This is a genomic window from Sphingomonas flavalba (genome assembly GCF_004796535.1).
In the GTDB taxonomy this organism is placed as follows: domain Bacteria; phylum Pseudomonadota; class Alphaproteobacteria; order Sphingomonadales; family Sphingomonadaceae; genus Sphingomonas_L; species Sphingomonas_L flavalba.
This window is the reverse complement of record NZ_SPHY01000009.1, coordinates 82,593-108,602: the sequence shown is the minus strand read 5'-3', so window position 1 is coordinate 108,602 and position 26,010 is coordinate 82,593. Positions and strand designations below refer to the sequence as shown.

The following is a 26,010-nucleotide window of genomic DNA, read 5'->3' as shown; positions in this document are numbered from 1 at the left end:
GGAGGTCACATGAACTGGAAGCGCGAAGATATTGTCAACGGGTTCCGCGAGAAGATCGCCGCCGGCAAGCCGATCATCGGCAGCGGGGCCGGCACCGGCATTTCCGCGAAATGCGCCGAGGACGGCGGCGCCGACCTGCTGATCATCTATAATTCCGGCCGGTTCCGCATGGCCGGGCGCGGCTCGCTGAGCGGGCTGCTGGCCTATGGAAACGCCAATGAGATCGTCCTCGAGATGGGCCGGGAGGTGCTGACCATCGTCGAGCGCACGCCGGTGCTGGCCGGGGTCAACGGCACCGATCCGTTCCTGCTGACCGACCAGTTCCTGCGCGAAATCATCAGCATGGGCTTCGCCGGTGTCCAGAACTTCCCGACCGTTGGGTTGATCGACGGATCATTCCGGCTGAACCTGGAAGAGACGGGCATGAGTTTCGACAAGGAGGTGACGCTGATCGCCCGCGCCCATGAAGCGGGGTTGCTGACCACCCCCTATGTCTTCGACGCCGAGCAGGCGCGGCAGATGGCGCGGGCGGGCGCCGACATCGTCGTCGCCCATATGGGCCTGACCACCGGCGGGCGCATCGGCGCCAAGACCGCGATGACGCTGGACGTTGCGGCGCGGACGGTACGGACCATCGTCGACGCGGCGCGCAGCGAGCGGCCGGACATCATCGCCTTGTGCCACGGCGGGCCGATCTCCTCGCCCGAGGACGTCGCCTTCGTGCTCCAAGCCTGTCCGGAGGTCGACGGCTTCTTCGGCGCGACGTCGATGGAGCGGCTGCCAGCGGAAATCGCGATCACCGAGCAGGTCGGGCGCTTCACCAGCTTGACGCTGAGCCGCGCCGGCGCGGGCGCCGCCCGGGCGGCGGCACGATGAGCGCCGCCGGAATGGAGGAGAGAAGAACCATGACTCGACTATGCCGCATCCTGTCGCCGGTGGCGGCGATCGCCCTGCTTGCAGCACCATCGGCTGCTCGCACGGCGGGCGCACCGACGATCGTGCTGATCGGCGGCGAGCGGCAGGGGGCCGACCAGGGGCAGCATGACTTTCCCAACGGGGTGATCAAGCTGGAGCGGCTGATCAAGGCATCGCCCGATTTCGCGAAGCTGAACCCGGTTATCCGCACCTATCCCGGCGGCTTTCCCCGCGACCCGGCCGAGATCGACGATGCCAGCGTCGTCGTCCTCTATCAGGCGCCGCAGGGCGAGAACCGCGACGGTGGCTCGCTGTTCAGCCCTGCCGCCCGCGGGCAGATGGATCGACTGGCGGCGCGCGGCGTCGGGCTGGTCGCGCTGCACCAGGCGATGACCGTCGCCGATGCCGGGCAGGCGGCCGCGACGCAGAACTGGCTGGGCGCCTCGCGCGCGGCCGGCGGCGGCTGGTCGATCGAAATCGCCCCGGTCGCCGTCGTTGGCGAGGCGCATCCGGTCGCGAAAGGGGTCGGCGATTTCGACCATCTCGACGAATATTACGCGGCGATCGATTTCCGCGCCGCCGGGGTGACCCCAATCCTCAGCGCCCGCGCCCATGTCCAGTACCAGGGCGGCGCCCCGGTTTACGAGGATGCGCGGCCCGGCGTCGCCGCCTGGGCTTATGAGCGGCCCGGCGGCGGCCGGTCGTTCGGCTTTGCCGGCGGCCATTTCCTCGCCTTCCTCGACCAGCCGCAGGTGCGGCGGATGGTGCTGAACGCGATCCTGTGGAGCAGCGGCAACACGGTACCGGACGGCGGGGTGACCGCGGCCCTGCCGGAGGCGCCGGCGCCCGGTGTCGCACCGCCGCCCGAGCCGCAGCTGATCGTCCGCGCGGGCAGCGAGGTCACCGTCGAAAAGACGCCGTGGGGCCAGCTGGAGTGGTTCGCCCATCGTTCGCTGGGCAACGCGTCCCATCTGACGACCGGCCGCGCGACGATCCGCCCCGGCGACGCAAACCCACCGCACTGGCACCCGAATTGCGACGAGGTGCTCTACGTCGTGCAGGGCCGGATCATGCATCGGGTCGGTGACAAGGAATACGAGATGCGCGCCGGCGACACGGTGATGATCCCGGAGGGCACCATCCACAATGCGCGCAACATCGGCACCGAGGATGCGGTGTTGATGGTGTCGTTCAACTCCGCCGACCGCGTGGCGATCGGCGAATGACGCCGGGCGCCGCCGGGAACGGCAGAAGCAAAGGCCAGTCTGAAAGGGAGCGTAACATGAAACGAATGGGTGCAACCGCAGCGATCGGCGCGGTTCTTATCGCCTTGGCCGGTCCGGCCGTGGCGAAGGCACCGGCAGCGGTGCCGGATGGTTTCATTTCGCTGTTCGACGGCAAGACACTGAGCGGCTGGCGTGGCGACATGACGTTGTGGTCGGTGCGCGACGGGGCGATCACCGGCGGTTCGGAACAGCTGATCGACAAGAATACCTATCTGATCCTGGAGCGGGAATTTCCCAATTTCGAGCTGCGGTTCAAATATCGCTTCGCCAATGATTTCGGCAATTCCGGTATCCAGTTCCGCAGCGGCCAGGTGCCCGGCAATTTCGCGATGGCCGGAATGCAGGCCAATGTGACGCCGATCACCAAGGACATCGACCGGTTCGCGATGCTGTATGACGAGCTGGGCGACCGGCAGGAAATGGTGCTGCTCGGCCAGCGGGCGGAGGTCACCCGGATCCAGTCCGGCGGCGGCGGCACCGGGCGGATCGTCCGTAGCGTGACCGAGATGGTCAACCCGCGCGAGGCGATATTGAAGGCGGTGAAGCCGACCGGCGAGGCGTGGAACGAGGGCGTGGTGATCGTCCACGGCAACCGCGTCGTCCAGGCGGTCAACGGGTATCTGGCGATCGATGCGACGATCAACGATCCGCTCAGCCCCAGGGATGGGCTGATCGGCCTCCAGCTCCACATATCCAAGCCGAGCTATGTCCAGTTCAAGGACATCGTCATCAAGCCGCTCGACAGTTTCCCGGATATCAGCGGCCGGTTCATTTCCAACCCGGTTCCGGCGCCCGAGCCGCGCCGGACCTACAAGGACTCGACGCGGGTCAAGACGCCCGACACGCCGCTGCCCGAATAGGGGGTGCTGTGTAGTTTGGCAGTGGCTGTTACCATTGGGTAACAATTCTGCGCCGGGGGCAGGCCGCCCGGCGCACCGCCGCCGCCGAAATGCGTGGTTTCGGACTTGGCACGTAATTTGCTGAACCGGAATGGAACAGGGTGAGGAGGAACCGAACCCGCGGATTCCCGAGCGTTGCGGCTGCGCCGCAGCCGCCGGGCCGCGCGGCCGGCGGCGACGAGCAGGGTACCTGACATTAGGCCACGCGCGTGCCGCTTCCTCGCTCCAACAAGACAATTAACGGCCGGCCCGACGGTTTCGGTGCCGGGTCACGGGCTGCCCTGCAGACCCTGGAGAGGACGATGAAGACACTGCCACTGTTCGCCGCGATCGCCCTGTTGTCCGCATGCTCGATGCTGGGCGACGGCGAGGCGCCCGGCCGTGTCGACAAGCTGACATACCATTATGATGCCCAGCGGACCGGCTGGAACCCGCATGAGACGGTGCTGACGCCGGCGGCGGTGGCCGGCGACCGGTTCGGCCTGTTGTGGGAATCGCCGGAACTGGACAGTTTCGAGGGGCGGCCGCCGCGGCTGCAGGCGTCGCCGCTTTATCTGGATTCGGTGAAGATCGCCGCCGGCCAGCACCGCGGCCGATTCTCCGTCGCCTATGTCGCGACGACCAACGGCTACGCCTATGCGATCAGCACCGCCGCCCATAAGGGCGTGGCGCCGGGCACCATCCTGTGGCGCAAGCGGCTGGCGTTGAAGCCGTGCGAAGGGACGCTGGAGTTGATCGGCGTGCTCAGCACCCCGGTTATCGACCGCGACCAGAACCGCATCTACGTCAGTTCCTGCGACCTGGATCGCCAGTGGCAGATGCACGCGCTCGACGTCAGGACCGGCGAGGATGTGCGTGGCTGGCCGCTGACTGTCGACGCCGCCACCGTCAACCGGCCGGGCGTGACCCGCAACGGCACCAACCAGTTTCCGTCGACCCTGAAACACTGGCAGCGCGGCGCGCTGAACCTGAGCCCGGACAAGAGCCGCCTGTACATGGCGTTCGGCAAAGACGGGCAGAGCGGCTGGGTAGTCAGCATCGATACCCGCAACGCCAAGGTGGCCTCCGCGTTCTCGACGACGCCGGTCAGCGACCAGTTGCAGGGCGGCATGTGGGCGTCCGGCGGCCCGTCGATCGACAAGCAGGGGCGGGTGCATATCGCCACCGGCGCCAGCTACCTGATGGCGGTGCGACTGAAGGCGGGCATTCCCGGCGTCTACCCGGACAGCCCGCATAGCTGGGGCCAGTCTATCATCCAGCTGCGCGACGACCCGGCCAAGGGCTTTACGCTGACCGGCACATATACGCCGTTCAATTACTGCCAGGTGGCCGCCAACGACATCGATCTGGGCAGCAGTGGCACGATCGTCGTCGACCTGCCGGCGTCGGAAACCGCGACGCCGCGGCTAATGGTGCTGGGTGGCGGCAAGCAGGGCAATTTCTACATGCTGGACCGGGATCATATGCCCGGCGACCTGGTCAAGCGCCACCCGTGCAGTACCGATCCGGAAACCGACACGTCGCTGGTCGACCCGGAACCGCAGCCGCAGTTCGGCACGCGCGGGCCGATCAACCTGTTCGGCCCTTATTCCGACGATATCGGCATGATGAATTCGGCCAAGAGCCGGTCGACCGCCGCCTATTTTTCCGACGGCAAGCAGCATTTCATCTTCGCCACCGGCAGCAGCAAGGCGGGGCAGGACTATTCGACGCCGGTGCCGCCGGGGCTGATCAAGGTGCGGATCATGACCGCGCCGGGCAAGCCGGCCTTTCCCCGCATCGCGGCGCGGGAGATGACCCAGACCTTCTTCAACCCCGGCTCGCCGACGGTGAGCAGTAATGGCGGCAAGGACGCCATCGTCTGGGTGATGGACCCGAACGCGCCGCGGCTGACCAAGCTGGACACCGCCGATGCGCCGCGCCCGACGCTCTACGCCTTCGATGCGACGACGTTGAAGCTGTTGTGGAAGACCGCGCCGGGCGAGCTGTACCCGAGCGGCAAGTATAACGAGCCGGCGGTGGTTAACGGCCTGGTGCTGGTCGGCACCGACCGCGTCCAGGCGTTCGGCCTGCTGCCGAAATCCGCCAAACCGCGCCCGCGGCCGACTGCGACGCCCACGCCGGCGCCGGCCCAGCCGGTGGGCAAGGTCGCACAGGGCAAGGCGCTGTTCGCCGGACGCTGTGCCGCCTGCCACGAATCCAACGTGTCGGAAGCGCCGCCCAAGGCGGCGATCGCCAGCCTGCCCAAGCCGCATCTGATCACGGCGATGACCACCGGGACGATGCAGCCACTGGCCGCCGGGATGAGCGCCGAACAAATCGATGCAGTGGCGGAGTATCTTAAATCACAAGAAGAAAAATAGAGCATAATACACTGTAATCACTTAAAATATTAAAAAGCTGCGGAGGGAACATCATGTCGCGTGCAACATTCTCAATGGCCTGCCTGTTGTTCGGGGCCAGCTCTATCGCAATGGCGCAGGCGCCGTCGGTTGCCGGCGAGAGCGGCGCGGACGAAGCGATCGTCGTCACCGGATCACGCGTCGTTTCGGACGGTACACGTGCGCCGACGCCGCTGACCGTCGCCACGACGGAATCGCTGGCCGCCAACGCGCCGGGAGGCATTGCCGAGGGACTGAACCAGCTTCCGGTGTTTCAGGGCGCGGTCAATGCGCAGACGGCGCAGCTGGTCAGCTCCAACCGTGTCCGCTCCGGCAACTACCTGAACCTGCGCAATCTCGGCCCGCAGCGTGTGCTGGTCCTGCAGGATGGCTACCGCCTGCCGCCGAGTGGCAACAACGGCGGCGTCGACACCAACGTCATCCCGCAGATGCTGATCCAGCGGGTCGAGACGGTCACGGGCGGCGCGTCGGCAGTCTACGGATCCGATGCGGTGTCAGGGGTGGTCAACTACGTCACCGACACGCGTTTCCGGGGGGTGAAGGCGCTGGCACAGGCCGGGCTGTCGACCTATGGCGACGGTTTCTCCTATCGGCTGGGCGTCGCCGGCGGCACTGCGCTGTTCGACGACCGGCTGCGCGTGCAGGCGAGCGTCGAATATTATTCGACCGACGGCATTCCCCGCCGCAACGCGCGTTCGGGCGCCGGCGATCTGTGGGTGACCGGCGCGCGTGATCCGTCGTTGCAGTCCGGTGCGATCGGCACGATCGGCAACCCGTTCCTCGACTATCCGGGCGTCACCACCAACCGGACGACGCGCGGCGGCCTGATCACCGCCGGCCCGGCGGCGCTGCGCAACCTGCAGTTCCTGCCGACCGGCGCGCTGGTGCCATTGAACGCCGGCACCGCGATCGGCCGCGCCGGTTTCGGCCAGGGCAGTGACGGCCCGGACGAGTGCGTCGACTGCACGCTGGTGCCGGAATCGAGCACCGGGCAGGCGTTTTTCCGCGCGACCTACGAGGCAGCGGACGGGCTGGAGCTATTCGCGCAGGCCAGCCTCAACACCGACGAGAATCGCGGCGAGAATTTCAATCTCAGGACGACCAATATCCCGATCTATGCCGACAACGTCTATCTGCAGCAGCAGTTGACCCCGGCACAGTTGGCGGCGCTCGGCACGCAGAGCATCCAGATCGCCCGCCACTTCACCGAATGGGACACCCGCGCCAAGCGGCTTGGCGCCATTCCCAGCGAGCAGAAGATGAAATCGGTAATCGCGCGGGTCGGTGCGGCCGGCGGGTTGGGCGGTGACTGGAAATGGGACACCGCCTTCACCTACGGCGAATCCCGCTTTTCCAGCGTCACGCAGGAGATTCGCCGCGACAAGTTGTTCGCCGCGGTCGATGCGGTCGCCGGCCCGAACGGCACGCCGGTTTGCCGCATCACTCAAGTCGATCCAAGCCGCTTCGCTGACTGCGTGCCGCTGAACGTGCTCGGCATGGGGCGTGGCGATCCGGCGGCGATGCAGTGGGTGCTGGACGATTCCTGGTGGCGGACCAGAAACGAGCTGACCAGCGGCGTGCTGAACGTCCGCGGTTCGCTGTTCTCGACCTGGGCCGGGCCGGTGACAGTCGCCTTTGGTGGTGAGATCCGCAAGCAGAAGATCGTTCAGACCAGCAATAGCGACCCGGACGTTCCGGTCGATTTCCAGGGCATTCGCGGCGGAAACGGCACGCTGTTTTCATCGACGAACGTGGGCGTTGCGCACGGATCGTACAATGTGAAGGAGGTGTATGCTGAAGCGGTGCTGCCGCTGATCGCCGATGCGCCCTTCACCCGGATGCTGGAGCTGAACGGCGCGTTCCGCCATGCCGATTATTCGACCAGCGGCGGCGTTGACAGCTTCAAGCTCGGCGGCGTGTGGGAGCCGGTGAGCGACATCCGCCTGCGCGCGGCGGTGTCACGCGACATCCGCGCGCCTTCGCTGTTCGAACTGTTCGCCGGGCAGACGCTGCTGATCCAGTCGGTGTTCGACCCGGTGACCAACGGCACCTACGACGTGCGCACGCGCGGCGGCGGCAATCCGGCGCTGAAGCCGGAGAAGGCCGATACGCTGACCCTGGGCGTCGTGCTGCAACCGCAGGCGCTGGCCGGCTTCTACGGATCGGTCGATTTCTATCGGATCAAGATCAAGGACGCGATCGGCACGCCGGGTAGCTCCAGCCAGATCCTGCTCGGCTGCGGATCGAACCCGCAAAGCCCGCTGTGCAGCCTGATCACCCGCGACGCCAACAACATTCCGGTCGAAGTGTCCGGCGTGAACAACAACGTCGCGGTGCTCAGCACCAAGGGCGTCGACTTCGAATTCGGCTATCGCGCCGACGTGGGCAACGGCACGTTGTCGGCGCGGCTGCTCGGCACCCGGCTGATTTCGTACAAGCGGCAGGATACCGCTGCGGCGGACCTGATCGAATATGCCGGCACGTCCGACCTGCCGGGCTTCCTGTCGTCGACCTATCCGCTGCCGAAATGGCGCGGCAATCTGAGCATCACCTACGCCAACGACAGTTTCAGCATCGGCGTGCAGGAACGGATGATCGGATCCTATGTGAAGTCGAAGATCCAGTACTATGTCGACAACCACATTGCGCCAGCCTTCTACACCGATATCAATTTCAGCAAGAATATCGGCGGAATGGGCGACGGGCTGCAGATGTTCGCGACGGTGAACAATCTGTTCAACAAGAAGGGGCCGTTCTTCGTCACCGACCAGAACCCGGGCAGCCAGTTGCCGACGGCGCGGGCGCTGTACGACGTGATGGGGCGGTACATCACAATCGGGGTCAGGACGCGGTTCTAGGGTCGGCACCTGCCGGGTGGGGGCAGCCATCTCCCGCCTTCATCCGGCAGCCACTGGCGGCGCTTCGGCGCCGTCGTTTTTGCGGAAGGAGAGAGCGCTCAGGCGCGGTCGGCGTAGAGCAGGGTGCCGGGCGCCAGCCGATCCATGACCAGCGCGAGATCGGTTTCAGAGAAGGCGAAGCAGCCTTCGCTGCGCCCGAGCTTGCCGTGATCGCGCACCATGTTCGGCCCGACATACCAGGCGGCGTGGACGACGATGGCCCGCGCCTCCGCATTGTCGTTGGTCGGATCAAGCCCGATCAGCCGCCGCGACTGGCCGTGCTTGCCGATATAGGCGTCGCCGGCGAGATAGGCGCCGGCCGAGGAGGCGAGCGAGCCGGGTTCGTTGGACAGCCGCCTGACCCAGCCACTGTGCGCCGGGTCCGAGCCGCGACCATGGGCGACGAGCAGAGGGGTGACCCGCCCGCTCGCCCGGTCGACGAGGTGGAAGCGCGGCATCCAGGACGGCGCCGAGAAATCGGCGACGGCGAAGCGGTCGCGAACGGCGATGCGATCGCCATGCCGTTCGAGCGCGGCGTTCGCGCGCGTTATCAGCCCGGACAGGGCCTTCGGATCGCCGGCGGGCAAGGCGGCGAACACCGGCGACGCCACGCTGCCCAGCGCCGCCCCGGCGGCCACCCATAAAATCTGCCGCCTCGACAGGCTGTCGGTCATTCCGGTTTGTCCTCCCCGGCGATCACCGTCAGCTTCTTGCCGGTGGCGCCGCTCTGCAAGGTGTCGGTGGTTACCACAACCGTGGCGCCGGGGGCCAGCGCGGTGGCGAGGGCCTGGCGGAAATCCTCCGCCAGATGCAGCCGGGCGCGCTCGGCCGAGCTGACCTCGACCGGTTCGCCGTCGGCGCTTTGTCCCGGCAACAGCAGCCGCATCCAGTGGAAGCCGTCCGCGTCGATCGCACGCAGCGTGTAGGCGCGTGGCCCGTTGATCGCCTCGGCGATCGCTACCGGCGCCGACCCGATCGTCACGCCGTTGCGCAACACCAGCATCCGCCGGTCGGCGGTGCTGATGACGATCGACAGCGGGCCGTCCTGCGCCCGTTCCGGCCGCCAGAAGGAGCGGCCGGCAAGGTCTGGCGCTTCCCCCGCCGGCTCCTGCAGGAAGCCGGGGCCGGGCGCGACGCGCGGCACTTCCGCCCGGTCGGTGACGACGACGGTCAGGCCAAGGCGGGTGACGCCATAGAGCAGCTCGGCGAATTTGCGCGGCAGGCGGATGCAGCCGTGCGAGGCGGGATAGCCGGGCAGGTTGCCGGCGTGCATGGCGATGCCGTCCCAGGTCAGCCGCTGCATGAACGGCATCGGCGCGTTGTTGTAGAGGTTCGACTTATGGTCGACCTTCTTCTGCAGGATCGTGAATACCCCGGTCGGCGTCTCGTGCCCGGCCTTGCCGGTCGAAGCGGTGGAGATGCCGATCAGCACGCCGTTGCGGTAGACGTAGGCGCGCTGCGTTTCGACGCTGACGATGATCACCACCGGCCCCTGCGGCGCGATGTCGGGTGCCCACAGATATTCGCCGGGCTTCATCTTCTGGACCGTGTCGGCGATCGAGCCGCTGGCGAGCGACTGGGCAAGCGCCGGGGCGACGCCGAGCAGCGCCAGCAGCGGCGCCGCCGCCACCAGCCGGCGCCGGGTCAGGACGACGGGGCTGGTCATTCGATCCGCGTCCAGGTCTGCGATTTGCAGCCGACGCGGCCGATCAGGCAGCCGCTGCCCTTCAGCGTGTTCGGGTCGATGACCTGGATCGAGCCGGAGAAGGTCTTGTTGATGTCCGGCACGAACACCTTGCCGCGCCAGTTGCCTGTCTTGTCCTTGCGGAAATTGCGGAACAACTCCAGCCCGACCAGCGTGTCCGTGCCGCCGCGCCGGGCGTCGGCCTTCGCCTTGTCATTCGCCCAGACGACGGTGCCGCACATGCTGTCGCCGCACGGGGCGGAGCGAACATGGACGCTGTTCTGCGGGTTGCGCCAGATGCCGATCGAGCGGTCCTCCGCCGCGTGCAGCGGCATGGCCATGCCCGCAGCCAGGGCCGCGCAGCCCCATCTCGATGCCAGCCGGGTGATCATCGCCGGAACTCCCTTACGCAACGGCGCCTCATACCGTCGCAGCGCCGGCTTGGGCAGCCCCATTCCGCATGCGCGATTGTCCGGCCGGCAGCGAGGGCTCCGACTAGGAACCGGCGTCCACGATGTGGGCGATCGGGGTGCCGGCGGCGAGCGTGGCGCCAGGCCTTTCGCGGTGCATCAGCCGTCCGGCGCGAGTGGCGACGATCGGGGTTTCCATCTTCATCGCTTCGATGACGGCGACGACATCCCCCGGTGCGATCACCTCTCCATCGGCGATGCGCCAGGCGGCGAGCACACCGGCGACGGGGGCGCGGATCTCCATATTCTCCGCATCGCCAGCATCGGCGGTAGGTGGCGGACCTTTGGTGGCAGCCGCGATGGCGAGCAGCGCGGTGGGCAGGGTGAGCGTGTGGCGACGACCGTCGATCTCGACCGCGACGCTGGTCATCGCCGCCGCCTCGACCGGAGTGACACGGGGATGCGGGGCGACGGCCTGCGTCAGCCGCTCGGCGAAGCCGGATTCGATCCAGCCGGTGTGGACGCCGAAAACCCCGTCCTCGGCGCGGAATTCCGGTGCAGCGAGCAGGGCGCGCGCGAAGGGCAGGACCGTCGCCACCCCCTCGACACGGAATTCCGCCAGCGCTCGGGCGGCGCGCGCCAGCGCCTCGGCACGGGTCGCGCCGGTGACGATCAGCTTGGCGATCAGCGAATCGAACTGCGCCGGCACCACCGTGCCCCCGGCAACGCCGCTGTCCACGCGGATGCCCGGTCCGGCCGGCTGATCGAAGCGACGGATTTCGCCCGGCGTCGGCAGGAAGCCGCGCGCCGGATCCTCAGCATTGATACGAAATTCAATTGCGTGGCCGTGCGCCGGCGGCACGAATTCGTCGGTGAGCTGCGCGCCGCGAGCGATGCGGATCATCGCCCGGACGATGTCGATCCCGGTCGTTTCCTCAGTTACCGGATGCTCGACCTGCAATCGGGTGTTCACTTCAAGGAAGGCGAGGCTGCCGTCAGCCGCCAGCAGGAATTCGACGGTGCCGGCGCCAGTATAACCGGCTTTGGCGCAGATCGCCCGGCTGGCGGCGTGGACGCGGGTGCGCTGTGCGTCGGTCAGGAAGGGCGCCGGGGCTTCTTCCACCAGCTTCTGGTGGCGGCGCTGGAGCGAACAGTCGCGTGTCCCGAGGACTTTTACCGTGCCATGCTCGTCGGCTAGAATCTGTGCCTCGATATGGCGAGGGTGGTCGAGGAAGCGTTCGACGAAGCATTCGCCGCGGCCGAAGGCGGCCGTCGCCTCTCGCGTAGCGGCGGCGAACAGGTCGTCGACCTCGTCCAGCCGGCGGGCGACCTTCAGCCCGCGTCCGCCGCCACCGAACGCCGCCTTGATCGCGATCGGCAGTCCGTGTTCGCGGGCAAAGGCCAGCGCCTCCGCCGACGTCGCGACCGGCCCGGGGGTGCCGGCGACCAGCGGTGCGCCGACGGCACTGGCGATGCGTCGCGCCTCCACCTTGTCGCCCAGCGCGGCGATCACTTGCGGCGGCGGGCCGATCCAGAGCATGCCTGCCGCCTCGACCGCCGCAGCGAACGCGGCCTGCTCGGACAGGAAGCCGTAGCCGGGGTGAATGGCGTCGGCGCCGGCGCGCGTCGCGGCGGCGATGATGCGGTTGGCGTCGAGATAGCTGTCGGCCGGGCGATCGCCGCCCAGCGCATAGGCGCGGTCGGCCATGCCGACGAACGGCGCGTCGCGATCGCTGTCGGCGTAGACGGCGATGGATTCGATGCCCTCGTCGCGGCAAGCGCGGATGATGCGGACGGCGATCTCGCCGCGATTGGCGATCAGCAGCCGGTCCAGTGGGCGCAGCGCGCTATCTTTGGTGAACAGGGTCATGGTTGGCGTATTCCGCCTCGATCGGGGTGAACGGGCGCGCGGCGGTGAAGCGGATGCGCGCGCCGGGGGGGCACTGGCCGGCGCGGTCAAGCCCTTCCGGCAGCAGCGTTGCGATGACCGGATAGCCGCCGGTCAGCGGATGGTCGGCGAGGAACAGCAGCGGCTGGCCGGAATGGGGGATCTGGACCGCGCCGGCCTCGGTCGCTTCGGACGGCAGTTCCGCCGTGCCGGTGCGGTTGATCGGCGCGTCGCCTTCCAGCCGGATGCCGACGCGCGAGGATTGCGGCGTTACCCGCCACTCCTGCGCCAGGAAGCGAGCGACGATGTCCGGCGCGAACCAGTCGGTGCGCGGGCCGAGGGTGACGGGCAGTTCGATCAGCTCGCCGGGGCGGGGCAGCGGCGGCTGCGGTTCCGGCGGGGCAACGGCCAGCGCCGGGCGGTCGGCCGGGGCGAGGACGTCGCCGGTGCCGAGCGGTTTCGGGCCGATGCCGGCGAGGGTATCGGTCGCGGCGGAGCCGAGCACGGGGGCAACCGCATAACCGCCGCGCAGCGCCAGGTAGCTGCGCATCCCCCGGCGGGGCGGGTGGATCAGCAACTCGTCACCCGCATCCATCGCGAAAGCGGCGCCGGGAGTGACGGGAACCGGGCGTCCGGTGGCGACGACCACCGCGCGATCCGCGGCACCGGTCAAGGCGAGGGTCACCGGCCGATCGGCGCGCAGGCGGACGGGGCCAAGGGTGATTTCCAGCGCGGCGGCGCCGGCCGGGTTGCCGACCGCGCGGTTCGCCCGGTGCAGCGCGCCGCGATCGAGCGCACCGGACGCCGACACGCCTTGCCCCGTCTGGCCGGGCCGCCCGTCATCCTGAAACAGGATCGGAAAGGCGGTGGCGAGGATGGCCAGGCCGGCGGGGACGGATGTCGGCGCGGATGCGGCCGCCCCTGGGTGGATGCGGGCCGTGCCGGCGACGAAGCGGGCGCTGACGCCGGGGCGGAGCAGCGCTGGTGGCGACCGCGCCAGATCCCACATCCGCAGCCTCGTCGTCCCGATAAGCTGCCAGCCGCCCGGCGTGTCGCGCGGGTAGACGCCGCAGAAGCGCGCCGCCAGCGCAACCGCGCCCGCCGGGATGCGCGTGCGCGGGCTGGCACGGCGCGGCAGGTCGAAGCGGGGATCGTCGCAGGTCATGTAGGCGAAGCCTGGGGCAAAGCCGCAAAAGGCGACGGTCCACAGGGCGGCCTGATGCGCGGCGATCACTTCTGCGACACTGAGACCCATATGGCGGGCGACGGCGGCCAGATCAGCGCCGTCGTAGGTCATCGGGATTTCGACCGGTGTTGCAGCGGCCGCCCGCTCCATGACGCTGTGCCTCCGCGCGCGGGCGGCGACGGCGGCAGCGATCCGGTGGTCGGCGGCGACGCCGGGTGCGGTGCGGACCATCAGCGTCCGGGCGGCGGGAACGATATCTTCTATGCCGTCGACCGGGTCGGCGGCGAGCGCGTCGAACAGCGCCAGCGTCCGGTCGAGATCGGCCAATTCGACGAGTAGGGCGCGCGGGGTGACGGGCAGGAAGCGCATCAGCCGTCCTGCCGACCCGGCCCCCGCCCGCCGGCATCGTAGAGCCGCGCGCCGGTCATGGGGCCGGTGTGAAGGTGGTGACGGTGCAACCCTCGGCTTCCAGCGCGGTACGGATGGCGCGGGCCATCGCCACCGCACCGGGACTGTCACCATGGACGCAGATACTATCGGCCTGCAGCGCCAGCGTGCCGCCGTCGATCGTGTCGATCACCCCTTCGGCAACCAGCCGCACCATGCGGCGGGCGACGAGGCCGGCATCGTCCAGCACCGCCCCCGGCTGGCGGCGCGAGACCAGCGCGCCCTGCGCGGTATAGGCGCGGTCGCCGAACGCCTCGGCGATGGTGCGCAACCCTGCTTCCCGTGCCCGGTGAAGCACCGGGGCGCCGGCAAGCCCCATCAGCGCCAGCGCCGGGTCGATTTCGCGGATCGCCTGGATCACCGCGTCGGCCTGCTCCGCGTCGTTGGCGATGCGGTTGTAGAGGGCACCGTGCGGCTTGACGTAGGTGACGCGGGTGCCGGCGGCGGCCGCGATCCCCTGCAGCGCGCCGATCTGGTAGACGACGTCGGCGATCAGTTCCGCCTGGGTCAGGTCCATCGCCCGGCGGCCGAAACCGACCCGGTCGGGGTAGGAGACGTGCGCGCCGATCGCGACGCCGCGCGCCGCTGCTTCGCGCACCGTGGTCCGCAAGGTCAGGGGATCGCCGGCATGAAAGCCGCAGGCGACGTTGGCGGAACTGACGATGGCGAGCATCGCCGTGTCGTCGCCCATCGCCCAGGCGCCGTAGCCTTCGCCGAGATCGCTGTTCAGGTCGATGGTCGTTGCCATGTCGTGTCCGCCTAGCTGCCGAGAAACGCGAAGATCGGGCCGATCGAGACGACGCCCATATACCATGTCAGCCCGCAGGTGGCGGTGCTGAGCAGAAGCAGCGGCCGGCTGTAACGGTGGCCGCCCATCAGATCCGGCCGTGCGAAGCCGATATAGGTAAAGAGGCTGAGCCCGATCGGCAGGATCAGTCCGTTGAAGCCGCCGACGAAGACCAGCAGTGGCGCCGGCGCGGTGCCGATCGACAGGTAGATCGCCAGCGACAGGGCGATGAAGGCGACGGTTGCCAGGTTGCGCGACCGCTCGTCCATTGCCCGGAACACGGTCAGGAAGCTGACCGAGGTATAGGCGGCGCCGATCACCGAGGTGATCGCCGCCGCCCAGAAGATCAGCCCGAACACCCGCAAGCCCCAGCCGCCGAGCACGGCGGCGAAGGCCTGGCCGGCGGGGTTGGCCGCCTGACCGGACAGATCGAGGGTGACACCCGACACGACGACGCCGAGAATGGCGAGGAACAGCAGGAAGCGCATGACCCCGGTGACGGCGATGCCGGTCAGCGCCGCGCGCGAGACGGCAGCCAGATTGCCGGCGCCGCCCAGCCCCGTATCGAGCATGCGGTGGGCGCCGGCATAGGTGATGTAGCCGCCGACGGTGCCGCCGACGATGGTCATGATCGTCGCGAAGTCAACGCGGTCGGGCAGCACGGCCTGGCGCAGCGCCTCCCCGACCGGGGGATCGGACAGCAGCGCGACGACGAGGGTCATGCCGATCATCACCAGGCCAAGGGCGACTATCAGCCGGTCGAGCAGCATGCCGGCACGCCGCGCGAGGAACACGCCGATCGCCAGCAGGACGGACAGCGCACCGCCGGCTTTCGGATCCAGCCCGACCATGGCGTTCAGGCCGAGGCCGGCGCCGGCGATGTTGCCGATGTTGAAGGCGAGGCCGCCGACGACGACCAGCACCGCCAGCAGATAGCCGGAGCCGGGAATGGCACGGTTGGCGGTATCCGGCGCGAGCCGGCCGGTCAGCGCGGTGATCCGCCAGATGTTCAGCTGAACGACGAAATCGATCAGGATCGAGGCGAGGATCGCGAAGGCGAAGGCAGCGCCGAGCGTGGCGGTGAAGGTGGCGGTCTGAGTGATGAAACCGGGACCGATGGCGGATGTCGCCATCAGGAATACTGCGCCCATAAAACCACCGCGCCGTGCTGCCGTCGCGGCGGAAAGGCCGGCGGTTGGCGTTTCGGGCATCGGGCGCTCCTGTCGCGGGCGGGCGGCGTCATCGCCCGGCCAAAATCCTGTGCCCGGTACGCACCGGAGTCAATGTCATCTGACAAAGGGGCACTGGTTGTTCAACAATTGTCCGATTATGTACGGGAGGCCACGGCGCTGCCCGGCCTTTGGGAGAACGAGCATGTCCGGTGATCCGCTCGGCCTTGCGGAAACGGTCGCGACCCGGCTGCGCGAGGAAATCACCGGCGGCGGCCTGCCGCCTGGAACCCGGCTGGCGGAGGTGCGGCTCACCCGCGACCTCGGCGTGTCGCGCAACACGCTGCGCGAGGCGTTCCGCCTGCTGTCGCGCGACGGACTGCTGCGCCACGAACCGCATCGCGGCATGTTCGTGGCGGCGCCGTCGATGGCGGCGATCATCGATATCTACCGCGTGCGCCGGCTGATCGAGATTCCGGCGGTGACGCAGGCCTGGCCGCGCCACGATGCCGTTGCGCGGATGCGGACGGCAGTCGATGAGGCGACAGCGGCGCGGGCGGCTGGGGATTGGCGCAGCGTCGGCAGCGCCAACATGGCGTTCCACGCGGCCATCGTCGCGTTAACCGACAGCCCGCGCCTCGCCGCGTTCTACGTGCGGATCGCCGCCGAGCTGCGGCTTGCCTTCGGACTGCTCGATAGTGCCGAGCGGCTGCACGCCCCCTATGTCGAGGATAACGAGACGATCGTCCGTCTGCTGGAGCAGGGAGACCCGGCCGGTGCCGCTGCGCGCCTAACCACCTATCTCGACCAGTCGGAGCGGGTGGTGCTCGACGCATTCGCGCGGTTGGCTGACGATCAGGCGCCGGCCGTTTCGCCGACCGGGCCGGCTTTGCAGCGTACTGGTATTTTCAGATAGGACACACCGTTTGCCTCTGCGCGGGGCATGCGGCCGGCGCGGATGTTGACCTGGATCGACGGCAGCAGCAGCTTTGGCACTGCTAGCGTCTGGTCCCGCGCCTCGCGCATCGCGACGAATTCCCTTTCGCTGACGCCGTCGTGGACGTGGATGCTGTTACGACGTTGTTCGCCAACGGTGGCTTCCCAGCGATAGTCGTCGCGGCCTGGCGCCTTGTAGTCGTGGCAGAGGAACAGGCGGGTGTCGTCCGGCAGGGCGAGCAACCGCCGGATCGAGCGGTAGAGCGCGCGGGCGTCTCCGCCGGGGAAGTCGGCGCGGGCGGTGCCGTAATCGGGCATGAACAGCGTATCGCCGACGAACGCGACGGCGCCGATCCGGTAGGCGATGTCGGCCGGGGTGTGGCCGGGAACGTGCATCACCTCCACGTCCATTTCGCCGAGCGCGAAATGTTCGCCGTCGACGAACAGCCGATCGAAATCGGAACCGTCGGTGTTCAGGTCGTCAAGCGCGAACACCGGGCGGAAGGTGCGTTGCACCTGACGGATATGCTCGCCGATGCCGATCCATGCGCCGGTGCGCGCCTTGATGTACGGCGCGGCTGACAGGTGGTCGGCATGGGCGTGGGTTTCGAGCACCATCGCGATGGTCCAGCCGTTATCGGCGGCGAAGGCGACGATCCGCTCCGCGGAGCGGGTGTCGGCCTCTCCGCTGGCGAGGTCGAAATCGAGCACCGGATCGATGACCGCCGCGGTGCGGGTCGTTGGGTCGCCAACCAGATGGCTGATCGTGTTGGTCGGCTCGTCGAAGAAGGACGTGATGAAAGGGGTTGTCATGCGCAGCCTCCAATGTTGGTTGACAATATATGCGTAATTACTAAATTAGCAATATCTAATGGAGTAAATATGATGACGATGGCGCCAATGGACCTGGCGACATTTGAGACGAAGGCGGCGGCGGTTGCCGGCATGCTGAAGGCGATCGGTAACGGGCGCCGGCTGATGGTGCTGTGCAAGCTGGTCGAGCACGGGGAGATGACGGTCGGCGATCTTGCCGGGGCGATCGGCCTGTCCCAGTCCGCGCTGTCGCAGCACCTAGCGCGGATGCGCGACGAGGGACTGGTCGCCTTCCGCCGCGAGAGTCAGACGCTGTGGTACCGGATCGTCGATCCGCGCGTCGAGACGCTACTCGCCACCCTCTATCAACTTTACTGCAAGGAGTAGCCGCCATGGCGATACCGACCCTTCACCCTCGCGAGGCCGAACGCGCGATCGCGGCGGGTGCGTTGCTCGTCGACATCCGCGAGCCGGACGAATTTGCCCGTGAACATATCGCCGGGGCGGTCAACATTCCGCTCGCCGCACTTGGCACGCTGACCCATAGCGGCCGTCCGGTGGTGTTTCATTGCCGGTCCGGCGCGCGCACCGCCGCCTGCGCCGCGGCGCTGGAGCAGGCAGCAGGCGATGTGCCTTGCCACATCCTCGACGGCGGCCTGCAAGGCTGGCGGGCGGCCGGGCTCGCCACCCGCGTCGACCGCCGCCAGCCGCTGGAGATCATGCGGCAGGTGCAACTGGCGGCCGGCGCGCTGGTGCTTGCCGGTGTCGTGCTCGGCCTGCTGGTTGCGCCCGGCTTCTTCGCGATCCCCGCCTTTGTCGGCGGCGGGCTGATGTTTGCCGGGGCGACGGGCTGGTGCGGCATGGCGCGGTTGCTGCGGGTGATGCCGTGGAACCGCCGAGTGACGGCCTGAGCCGGCGATGACAGCGGCGACCGTGGCGGCCGCGCTCGCTTCCGGGGGGCTGATCGGCGTGGTCCTGGGCCTGGTCGGCGGTGGCGGCTCGATCCTGGCGGTGCCGTTGCTCGTCTATCTGGTCGGCGTCGGGTCGCCGCATGTCGCGATCGGCACCGGTGCGGTCGCGGTTGCCGCCAATGCGCTGATCGGCCTTGCCGGCCATGCCCGCACCGGCACGGTCAAATGGCCGTGCGCGATGATCTTCGCCGCCGCTGGTGTCGCCGGGGCGGCGATCGGCGCCGAGCTGGGCAAGGCGATCGACGGCCAGCGCCTGCTGATGCTGTTCGGGCTGCTGATGATCGGTGTCGGCTTGTCAATGTTGCGCGGCCGCCGGGTACCGGAGGTGCCCGACGTGGGCCTGACCGTCGCCAGCGCCCCGGCACTGCTCCCCCGGCTGGTCGGCATCGGTCTCGCGGTTGGGCTGGCGGCGGGGTTCTTCGGCATCGGCGGCGGTTTCCTGATCGTGCCGGGGCTGATCGCGGCAACGGCGATGCCGATCGCCTATGCGGTTGGCACGTCGCTGGTCGTCGTCACCGCGTTGGGATTGACGACGGCGACCTCCTATGCGCTGTCGGGGCTGGTCGACTGGTCGCTGGCGGCGTTGCTGGTCGCGGGCGGGCTGGGCGGTGCTGCCGCCGGGCTGGCGTTGGGCCGGCGCATCGGCGCGCGCAAGGGCCTGCTGGAAAGGCTGTTCGCGTTGCTGGTCGTCGCGATTGGCGCCTATGTCGTGCTGACTGCCCTCTGACCGCCGCCCTCTGGACTTGGCGCGCCGCGTTGCGTCATCCTTGGCGGTGACGGCAAGGAGGAGGATTCGCGATGGACGAGCAGGCGAAAAAGACGGCGCTGCGGATGATTCCCTATGGCATCTACGTGCTGACGGCGGGGACGAAGGACGGCGACATCGCCGCTGCCACGGTCAACTGGGTGACGCAGACCAGCTTCGCGCCGCCGCTGGTCGCGATCGGGGTCAAGGCCGATTCCGGCGCCTATGCGGTCGGCCGCAGCGCCGGGCGACTGGTGCTCAATGTTCTGGGGCAGGGGCAGCAGGGACCGGCCTTCGCCTTTTTCAAGCCGGCCGAATATGCCGACGGCAAGCTGTCGGGCGAGACAGTCGCCTGGGCAGCCAACGGCGCGCCGATCCTGACCGGTGCGCCGGCGGCCGTGGAACTGACCCTGCTGGAGGTGGTCGAGCGGGGTGATCACCATATCTTCGTCGCCGAAGTCACCGACGCGCATCTGAACCGAGCGATCGACGGCCGCCCGGACGAGGCGGTGCTGCACATGAAGGATCTGGGCGAGAAGGTGTTTTACGGGGGCTGACCGGGGGCGGGGTCGCCAGCGTGTCAATCAGGTGAAGCGGGTGGCCACTTCTTCCGCCGCCAGCGCCAGCGCGCGGCAGCCGGCGACGATGTCCTCTTCGGCGGTGTCCTCGTCAAAGCTATGGCTGATACCGCCGATGCTGGGCACGAACAGCATGCCGGCCGGCATCAGCGGTGCCATGAACTGGGCATCGTGGCCGGCGCCGCTTGGCATCCGCCGCCAGCGACCTGGCGCGGTGCGTTCTGCGGCGCGGGCGACGATAGTGGTGACCGCTTCGTCCATCGGCGTCGGGCGATAGTCCAGGATCTGGCGCACGATGCAGCCTACCGGGCCGCCATCCTTGCCGATCTCAAGGACAAGCCGCATCAGCTCGGCCTCGAACCGGTCGAGCATCGCCAGGTCCGGCCCGCGGAACTGGACGCTGATCGTCGCGCCGGCCGGCACGATGCTGGGCGCGTTGGGCGCGATCTCGATCCGGCCCATCGTCCAGACGATCGCGTCGTCGGCCGCGTCGGCATAGCGCGCGTCGAGCGCGGCTGCGAAGCGGATCATCGCCAGCCCGGCATCCTTGCGCAGCGCCATCGGCGTGGTGCCGGCGTGGTTCGCCTCGCCCGAAAAGGATACAAGGAATTCGCGCGCACCGACGATGGCGGTGACGACGCCAAGCTGATCGCCGCTGCGGTCGAGCACCGGCCCCTGCTCGATATGCGCCTCAAGATAGGCGGCGTGGCGAGCCGGATCGGCGCCACGCGGCGGCAGGCCGGCATAGCCGGCCTCTGCGATCGCGTCGGTCAGGCGTATGCCGGCGTCGTCGGTCGCCGCCGCGACCTCGTCGTCGGGCAACAGGCCGCAATAGGCGCGGCTACCGAGAAAATGGGCGAAGCGCGCTTCCTCGTCGCTCCAGCACACGGTATCGATGCCGAGCGCTGTGTCGAGCGCCGCTTCTCGCGCCGCGCGGGCGATTTCCAGCCCGATGATCACTCCCATCGCCCCGTCGAGCCAGCCGCCGCGCGGCTGAGTGTCGCCGTGCGAGCCGATCAGTACCGCACGCGTATGGCGCGGGTCATGACCGAAGACGTTGCCGACACGGTCGGTCGTCGCGACCAGCCCCGCGTCCCTGTAGCGGCAGGCCAGCCATTCGCGCGACTGGACGTCGATGGCGGACAGGGCGCGGCGGACGACGCCGGTCCCGTTCGCGCCGAAGCCGCGGAACGTCCGCATATCGGCCATCAGCCGTTCGGCATCGATCCGGATGGCGCCGCCGGGCGACCGCGCCGCCGCTGCGGGCGCGGTCATGCGTCGGCGCTTACCATCAGTGGCCGGATCGCCTTCAACCCCTCGATCAGCGCCTCGACATCATCGGGCGTGTTGTAGAAGTGCCAGGCGGTGCGGATGTTGTTGTCGCGATGCGAACTGGTGATGTCGCGCGCCGCCAGCATCTCCACCGCCTTCGCCGCGTCGTGCGAGCGGATCGCCACTTGCGGCCCGTGCTGCGCCGGATCACTCGGCGTTGCCGACACGAAGCCTTCCTCGGCCAGCCGGGTGAACAGCACGCCGGTGATATGGTCGATCCAGGTCGACACCTTGTCGACGCCGACCGACTGGAGCAGTTCCAGCCCGGCGACGCTGTCGTAGATCGCGCAGAGCGCCGGCGTGCCGATCTGGAACTTCGCCGCGTCCGGCGCCTCGACATGGGCGTCGATCCGCATCGCGTGCGGCGATTCCTGCCCGAACCAGCCGGTGACGGTCGGGTGCAACTGGTCGTGAAGCTCCTCGCGGACATACATCAGCGCAACGCCCGGCGAGCCGAGCATGAACTTGACCGTGCCGGCGACGAGGATGTCGACGTCGGCCGCCCGCACGTCGAACGGCCGGCTACCGCAGCTCTGATAGTCGTCGAGGGCGAACAGCGCGCCGGCGGCATGTGCCTCGCGTGCGACGCCGGCGGCGTCGAGCCGGTGGCCATTCTTGTAGCAGACGTGGGAGGCGGAGACGATCGCTACGCTTTCGTCGATCTGCGGAGTGAAATATTCGGGCCGGATCAGTCCGTCCGCATCGGCGGCGACCTGGCGGACGCGGGCGCCGCGCCGTTCCTGCACGCGCCATAACTGCGTCACCGACGGGAAGCTGTAGTCGTCGAACACGATCGTCTGGCGGTCGCGCCAGTCAAAACAGGACGAGACGACGCCGAGCGCCTGGGTCGCCGCATAGCAAAGGGCGATCTCGTGCGGCTTCGCGCCAATCAGGGTCGCGAAGCCGTCACGAAGCCTGTCATGCTGTTCAAGCGCGGCTTCCCAGCTGGCCCCCTGCTCGATTCGATCGTCGAGAAACTGGCGATGCGCCTTCTCGACGACGTCGGACACGGCGCCCATCGCGTTGTTGGCGAGGTGCACCTTGTTCCGAAAGATCGGGAAACGCTTCCGGAAAGCAAGTACTTCCGGCAGCAGCGCCGCCGCGGACGTGGCGGGTGTGGGAACAGCAGTCATGACCAGCATGCCCCCGTCATACCACGACGGCGTCGAGCGGGAAGCCGCCAGTTGCGACTTCGGTGCCCGTCTGGGTGATGATCATCGTCTGGCTGATGTTGATCACCTCGTGGCCGAAATAGATCAGGCCCGGCGTAGTGTGGAAAACCATGCCCTTCTTCAGTACCTTCTCGCTGTCGCGGCGCAGGTCGATGATGTGGCCCTCGCCCCAGTCCGGCGGATAGGAAATGCCGACCGAATAGCCGAGGCGGCGGCCGAGACCGTCATTGAACCCGGCGTCGAGGAACGCCTTGTTGCCCGCCGCGAACACCTCGCCCGCCGTCACGCCGTCGCGCGCGGTGGTCAGGATGGCGTGGAGTGCGGCCTTGCACGCGTCCATCTTGCGTAGATAGTCGTCGGACGGCTGGCCGACCACGCCCATACGAAACATCGCGCAGGTGTAGCGCTCTACGCTGGCCGAAATCTCGTAGGCCAGCGCGTCGCCCTTGACCATCACCCGGTCCGACCAGGTCGAGTGCGCCAGCGCCGGGCGCGGGCCGGTGCCGAGAAAGGTCGGCAGGCCCTGGTAACAACTGCCTTCAGCGATCAGCACTTCGTTGACGCGGGCGGCGACGGCGCGTTCGGTCACGCCTTCGCCGGCGACCTCGAAGCCGGCCGCCATCGCCTTGGCGAGGATCTTGCCGCCGCGGCGAATGTAAGCCAGCTCGGGCTCCGACTTGACGGAGCGCATCGTCTCGACCAGCGCCGGGGTGCCGACGAAGGTGCCGCCGGTGTTGGCGACGCCGTCGCGCAGCCGGTCATACTGGTTCGGCGTCAGGAAGAAGGTCTCGCTCTCGTAGCCGATGCGCTTGCCGGCGACGCCCAGGTCCTGGAGCAGCCACAGCGTCGCGGCGACGGGGTCCTGCACGTCCTCATATTCGACGACCATCCGGGACCAACTGCGGCCGAGGGTGTTGGTCGCCTCCAGCTTGCGGATGACGTTCACCGGCAAATGGTCGTGCGTGACGACGCAAGCCTGGTACCAGTAGTAGCCCGGCGTGTCGTGGCCGGTCAGGTAATAGAGGTTCTCCGGCGCGAAGCAGATCAGCGCGTCCAGCCCCTGTTCGGCCATCAGCGCGCGCGTACCGGCCAGGCGCCGCTCGAACTCCGCATCCTCGAACGCTGTCGGTTCGACGAGGGGGCCGGTGCCCTGATTGATGAAAAACATTTTTGTTCCTTCGATGCTGTTTGCGATTGCGGGATTGGGGAAGATGCCGGCGCCGCTCAGAAGCGGACGCCGAACTGCGCGCCGAAGATGCGCGGCTTGCTGCCCCAGACGTTGAAGCGGAAGTCGAGGCCGCCGATCGACGCGGCGCGGGCATAGTATTCGGTGCCGGTCAGGTTCTCGACGAAGATCGATGCGTTGAAACGGTCGTTTGCGTCCGTCCAGAAGGCGCGCAGGTTGACCCAGCCATAACTGCCCTGCTTGTCGTAGGGGCTGTTGGCGATGTCGAGATCGCTCTTCGACTGCCAGTGGAAGTCGGCCTGCAGGTCGATCTTGCCAAGCGCGCCGTCATGGATCGTCGGCCGGATCAGGCCGTTGATCGACACCGCCGGGCTGTTGACGAAATTATTGCCGTCCAGCGCCAGCGGCACCCGACCGTAGTTGCGAGTGACGGTGACGCTCGCCGGTGCGTCGATCTTGGTATTGAGCAGGCCGACCGACAGGCTGGTGCGCAGCCAGTGCGCCGGTTTCGCCGTCAGCTCCGCTTCCGCGCCGTAGGAGACGAGATCGCCGATGCTGATCAGCGACGTCGAACTGAGCGAGGTGGTGGCGATCGCCTGCTTGTCCTTGGTCGTCGTGTGGAACAGCGCCAGGTTCAACTGCGCCGCGCCGTCGAACAGGCTGCCCTTCGACCCGATTTCGAAACTGTAGGTCTTTTCCGCGCCGACCGGATTGGCGTTGGCCAGCACGCCGCCGAGGAAGGTGACGTTGAACTCGCCGCTTTTGTAGCCCGACGATGCGGTGCCATAGAGCAGCCAGTCGCTGTTCGGCCGCCATTCGAGGCCGGCGCGCCACGATACGTTATCGTCCTTGATCGCGAAGTTGCCGCTGTTGATCGTCGCGCAGCCGCTGAACTGATCGCAGGTGTCGATATGGGCGCGCTTGCTGTCGCTGGTGTAGCGCAGGCCGCCGCTGACCGTGACGGTCGGCGACAGCGGATAGTCGACCTGGCCGAAGGCGGACCAGCTTTTAGTCCGCACCAGGCCCATCGTGTCGTAATCGGACGGTGTCGCCGCCAGTTCCTCGACCGAAAGCGATGCGCGGCGCCGGTCGTTGAAATAGAAGGCGCCAGCTGTCCAGTAGAGGCCGCCCTCGCCGCCCGAGAGGCGGACTTCCTGCGAGAACTGGCGCGCCTTGACCTTGAACAATTCAGTGTAGTTGAAATCGCCGTAATTGCCGATGCCGATGTCCGACGCATCGACATCGTCCGCCAGGCTGCGCTTCAGCTTCATGTAGGCGGTGATCGCGGTCAGCGTGACCCGGCCGAAATTCCAGTTCAGCTGCGCGTCGGTGCCGTACAGGTTGACGTGATCGGGCAGGGTGTCGGGCGTATGCTCGCTATAGCCGCGATCGGGCTTCGGGTCGGCGACGCGGTAGCCGGTCGCCGACATGCACTGGCTGGCCAGCACCGCAGCGGGGGCGCATTCGTTCCCGCTGGAATCCAGCCGGCCCATATAGGCGAACAGCGGATGGACGTTGCGCTGCCGCGTGCCGTAGCCGCGCAGGTTCAGCGTCGCGTCCTCGCCGAGATCAAAGGCAAGCTGGGCACGGCCGGACAGCGTATCGGTCTTGCCGAACCGCCCGCCGCCGGAACCGAGATTCTTCTGGTAGCCGCCGTCGACGTTGCGCTGGACTGAAATGCGCCCGCGCACGCCCGGCGCCAGCGACCCGCCGACAGCCCCCTCGGCAATGAACTGGCTGTAGCTGCCGAATTGGACGTTGGCGTAGCCGTCGAGCAACTCGGTAGGCGCCCGCGAGACGAAGTGGATCAGGCCGGCGCTGGCGTTGCGGCCAAACAGCGTGCCCTGCGGCCCGCGCAGAACCTCTACCCGCTCCAGATCGAACAGCTGCGAACCCTGGCCGGCGGTGGCGGCGACGTAGACGTTGTCGACATAGACTGCGACCGGCGCTTCATTGACATCCGACACGTCGATAAGCGCCTGGCCGCGCACGTTGAACTGCAGCGACGTGCCGGGGTTGCTGGCCGACAGGTTCGGCACCAGCCCGACGAGGTTGGCGGCGGTGCGGACCTGCAGATCGCTTATCGCTTCCGACGACAGCGCGCTGACCGCGACGGGCGTATCGTTCAGCCGCTGCTCGCGGCGTTGGGCTGTGACGACGATGCTGTCGTCATCGGCATGGGCGGCGGCACTGGTGGACGGCGCCTGCGCCAGTGCCGGCATGGCGGTGGAGCCGAGCAGCGCCGCGACGCAAGACAGGCAGATTCGGTGGGCAAGAGGATTGGCGGGGCGGCTGGTCGTCATGTTC

General features: G+C 68.1%; 22 protein-coding genes. 10 read left to right on the top strand and 12 right to left on the bottom strand.

Annotated features, from left to right (window positions below; all coding sequences use genetic code 11):
* Positions 1-9 precede the first annotated feature (9 nt).
* From E4A53_RS10135 to E4A53_RS10115, 5 genes are all read left to right on the top strand, one after another.
* The gene (locus E4A53_RS10135; protein ID WP_136162989.1) at positions 10-876 is read left to right on the top strand and encodes a phosphoenolpyruvate hydrolase family protein; all 867 of its coding nucleotides are present in this window, start codon (positions 10-12) and stop codon (positions 874-876) included.
* Positions 877-905: 29 nt separating this feature from the next.
* Positions 906-2,141 (top strand): cupin domain-containing protein, encoded by a 1,236-nt coding sequence (locus E4A53_RS14650; RefSeq protein WP_168694357.1) that lies wholly within the window; start codon positions 906-908, stop codon positions 2,139-2,141.
* Positions 2,142-2,206: 65 nt separating this feature from the next.
* Positions 2,207-3,061, top strand: coding sequence for a 3-keto-disaccharide hydrolase (locus E4A53_RS10125; RefSeq protein WP_168694356.1), 855 nt, complete (start codon positions 2,207-2,209; stop codon positions 3,059-3,061).
* A gap of 341 nt (positions 3,062-3,402) precedes the next feature.
* On the top strand, positions 3,403-5,463 hold the full coding sequence (locus E4A53_RS10120; RefSeq protein ID WP_136162987.1) for a c-type cytochrome: 2,061 nt from the start codon (positions 3,403-3,405) through the stop codon (positions 5,461-5,463).
* Positions 5,464-5,573: 110 nt separating this feature from the next.
* On the top strand, positions 5,574-8,360 hold the full coding sequence (locus E4A53_RS10115; RefSeq protein ID WP_206366296.1) for a TonB-dependent receptor plug domain-containing protein: 2,787 nt from the start codon (positions 5,574-5,576) through the stop codon (positions 8,358-8,360).
* 98 nt (positions 8,361-8,458) lie between these two features.
* Here the strand turns inward: E4A53_RS10115 and E4A53_RS10110 are convergent, their stop codons facing one another.
* From E4A53_RS10110 to E4A53_RS10080, 7 genes are all read right to left on the bottom strand, one after another.
* The gene (locus E4A53_RS10110) at positions 8,459-9,073 is read right to left on the bottom strand and encodes a murein L,D-transpeptidase catalytic domain family protein (protein WP_136162985.1); all 615 of its coding nucleotides are present in this window, start codon (positions 9,071-9,073) and stop codon (positions 8,459-8,461) included.
* Positions 9,070-10,065 (bottom strand): L,D-transpeptidase, encoded by a 996-nt coding sequence (locus E4A53_RS10105; RefSeq protein ID WP_136162984.1) that lies wholly within the window; start codon positions 10,063-10,065, stop codon positions 9,070-9,072. Before E4A53_RS10105 ends, E4A53_RS10110 begins: the two co-directional genes overlap by 4 nt.
* Positions 10,062-10,424, bottom strand: a complete 363-nt coding sequence (locus tag E4A53_RS10100) for a DUF2147 domain-containing protein (protein ID WP_239018247.1) — start codon at positions 10,422-10,424, stop codon at positions 10,062-10,064. The genes E4A53_RS10105 and E4A53_RS10100 overlap by 4 nt, the downstream gene beginning before the upstream one ends.
* A 154-nt stretch (positions 10,425-10,578) precedes the next feature.
* On the bottom strand, positions 10,579-12,363 hold the full coding sequence (locus E4A53_RS10095) for an acetyl/propionyl/methylcrotonyl-CoA carboxylase subunit alpha (protein WP_338054989.1): 1,785 nt from the start codon (positions 12,361-12,363) through the stop codon (positions 10,579-10,581).
* Positions 12,341-13,936: a 5-oxoprolinase subunit B/C family protein gene (locus E4A53_RS10090; RefSeq protein ID WP_136162982.1), complete on the bottom strand. Its 1,596-nt coding sequence runs from the start codon at positions 13,934-13,936 to the stop codon at positions 12,341-12,343. The genes E4A53_RS10095 and E4A53_RS10090 overlap by 23 nt, the downstream gene beginning before the upstream one ends.
* 55 nt (positions 13,937-13,991) lie before the next feature.
* Positions 13,992-14,762, bottom strand: coding sequence for a LamB/YcsF family protein (locus tag E4A53_RS10085; RefSeq protein WP_136162981.1), 771 nt, complete (start codon positions 14,760-14,762; stop codon positions 13,992-13,994).
* Between the two features lie 11 nt (positions 14,763-14,773).
* Positions 14,774-16,012: an NRAMP family divalent metal transporter gene (locus tag E4A53_RS10080; RefSeq protein ID WP_136162980.1), complete on the bottom strand. Its 1,239-nt coding sequence runs from the start codon at positions 16,010-16,012 to the stop codon at positions 14,774-14,776.
* Between the two features lie 163 nt (positions 16,013-16,175).
* Between E4A53_RS10080 and E4A53_RS10075 the strand changes: the two genes are divergently transcribed.
* Complete coding sequence (locus E4A53_RS10075; protein ID WP_136162979.1) at positions 16,176-16,886, top strand: GntR family transcriptional regulator; 711 nt, start codon at positions 16,176-16,178, stop codon at positions 16,884-16,886.
* Here the strand turns inward: E4A53_RS10075 and E4A53_RS10070 are convergent.
* Positions 16,826-17,719 (bottom strand): MBL fold metallo-hydrolase, encoded by an 894-nt coding sequence (locus E4A53_RS10070; RefSeq protein ID WP_136162978.1) that lies wholly within the window; start codon positions 17,717-17,719, stop codon positions 16,826-16,828. The genes E4A53_RS10075 and E4A53_RS10070 overlap by 61 nt on opposite strands.
* 69 nt (positions 17,720-17,788) lie before the next feature.
* Between E4A53_RS10070 and E4A53_RS10065 the strand changes: the two genes are divergently transcribed.
* From E4A53_RS10065 to E4A53_RS10050, 4 genes are all read left to right on the top strand, one after another.
* A complete protein-coding gene (locus tag E4A53_RS10065; protein WP_136162977.1) occupies positions 17,789-18,106 on the top strand; it encodes an ArsR/SmtB family transcription factor in 318 nt (105 codons plus the stop codon).
* Positions 18,107-18,111: 5 nt separating this feature from the next.
* Positions 18,112-18,630, top strand: coding sequence for a rhodanese family protein (locus tag E4A53_RS10060; RefSeq protein ID WP_136162976.1), 519 nt, complete (start codon positions 18,112-18,114; stop codon positions 18,628-18,630).
* A gap of 7 nt (positions 18,631-18,637) precedes the next feature.
* Positions 18,638-19,417: a sulfite exporter TauE/SafE family protein gene (locus E4A53_RS10055; protein ID WP_136162975.1), complete on the top strand. Its 780-nt coding sequence runs from the start codon at positions 18,638-18,640 to the stop codon at positions 19,415-19,417.
* Between the two features lie 71 nt (positions 19,418-19,488).
* Positions 19,489-19,992 (top strand): flavin reductase family protein, encoded by a 504-nt coding sequence (locus E4A53_RS10050; protein ID WP_136162974.1) that lies wholly within the window; start codon positions 19,489-19,491, stop codon positions 19,990-19,992.
* Between the two features lie 27 nt (positions 19,993-20,019).
* Here the strand turns inward: E4A53_RS10050 and E4A53_RS10045 are convergent, their stop codons facing one another.
* The 4 genes from E4A53_RS10045 to E4A53_RS10030 form a co-directional block, all read right to left on the bottom strand.
* Positions 20,020-21,288 (bottom strand): hydantoinase/carbamoylase family amidase, encoded by a 1,269-nt coding sequence (locus tag E4A53_RS10045; protein WP_136162973.1) that lies wholly within the window; start codon positions 21,286-21,288, stop codon positions 20,020-20,022.
* Positions 21,285-22,385 carry an aminotransferase class V-fold PLP-dependent enzyme gene (locus E4A53_RS10040; protein ID WP_168694355.1) on the bottom strand — a complete coding sequence of 367 codons (1,101 nt, stop codon included), beginning with the start codon at positions 22,383-22,385 and terminating at the stop codon, positions 21,285-21,287. The genes E4A53_RS10045 and E4A53_RS10040 overlap by 4 nt, the downstream gene beginning before the upstream one ends.
* Positions 22,386-22,494: 109 nt before the next feature.
* Positions 22,495-23,685, bottom strand: a complete 1,191-nt coding sequence (locus E4A53_RS10035; protein WP_136162971.1) for a M24 family metallopeptidase — start codon at positions 23,683-23,685, stop codon at positions 22,495-22,497.
* A gap of 56 nt (positions 23,686-23,741) precedes the next feature.
* On the bottom strand, positions 23,742-26,006 hold the full coding sequence (locus tag E4A53_RS10030; RefSeq protein WP_136162970.1) for a TonB-dependent receptor: 2,265 nt from the start codon (positions 26,004-26,006) through the stop codon (positions 23,742-23,744).
* Positions 26,007-26,010: the final 4 nt, after the last annotated feature.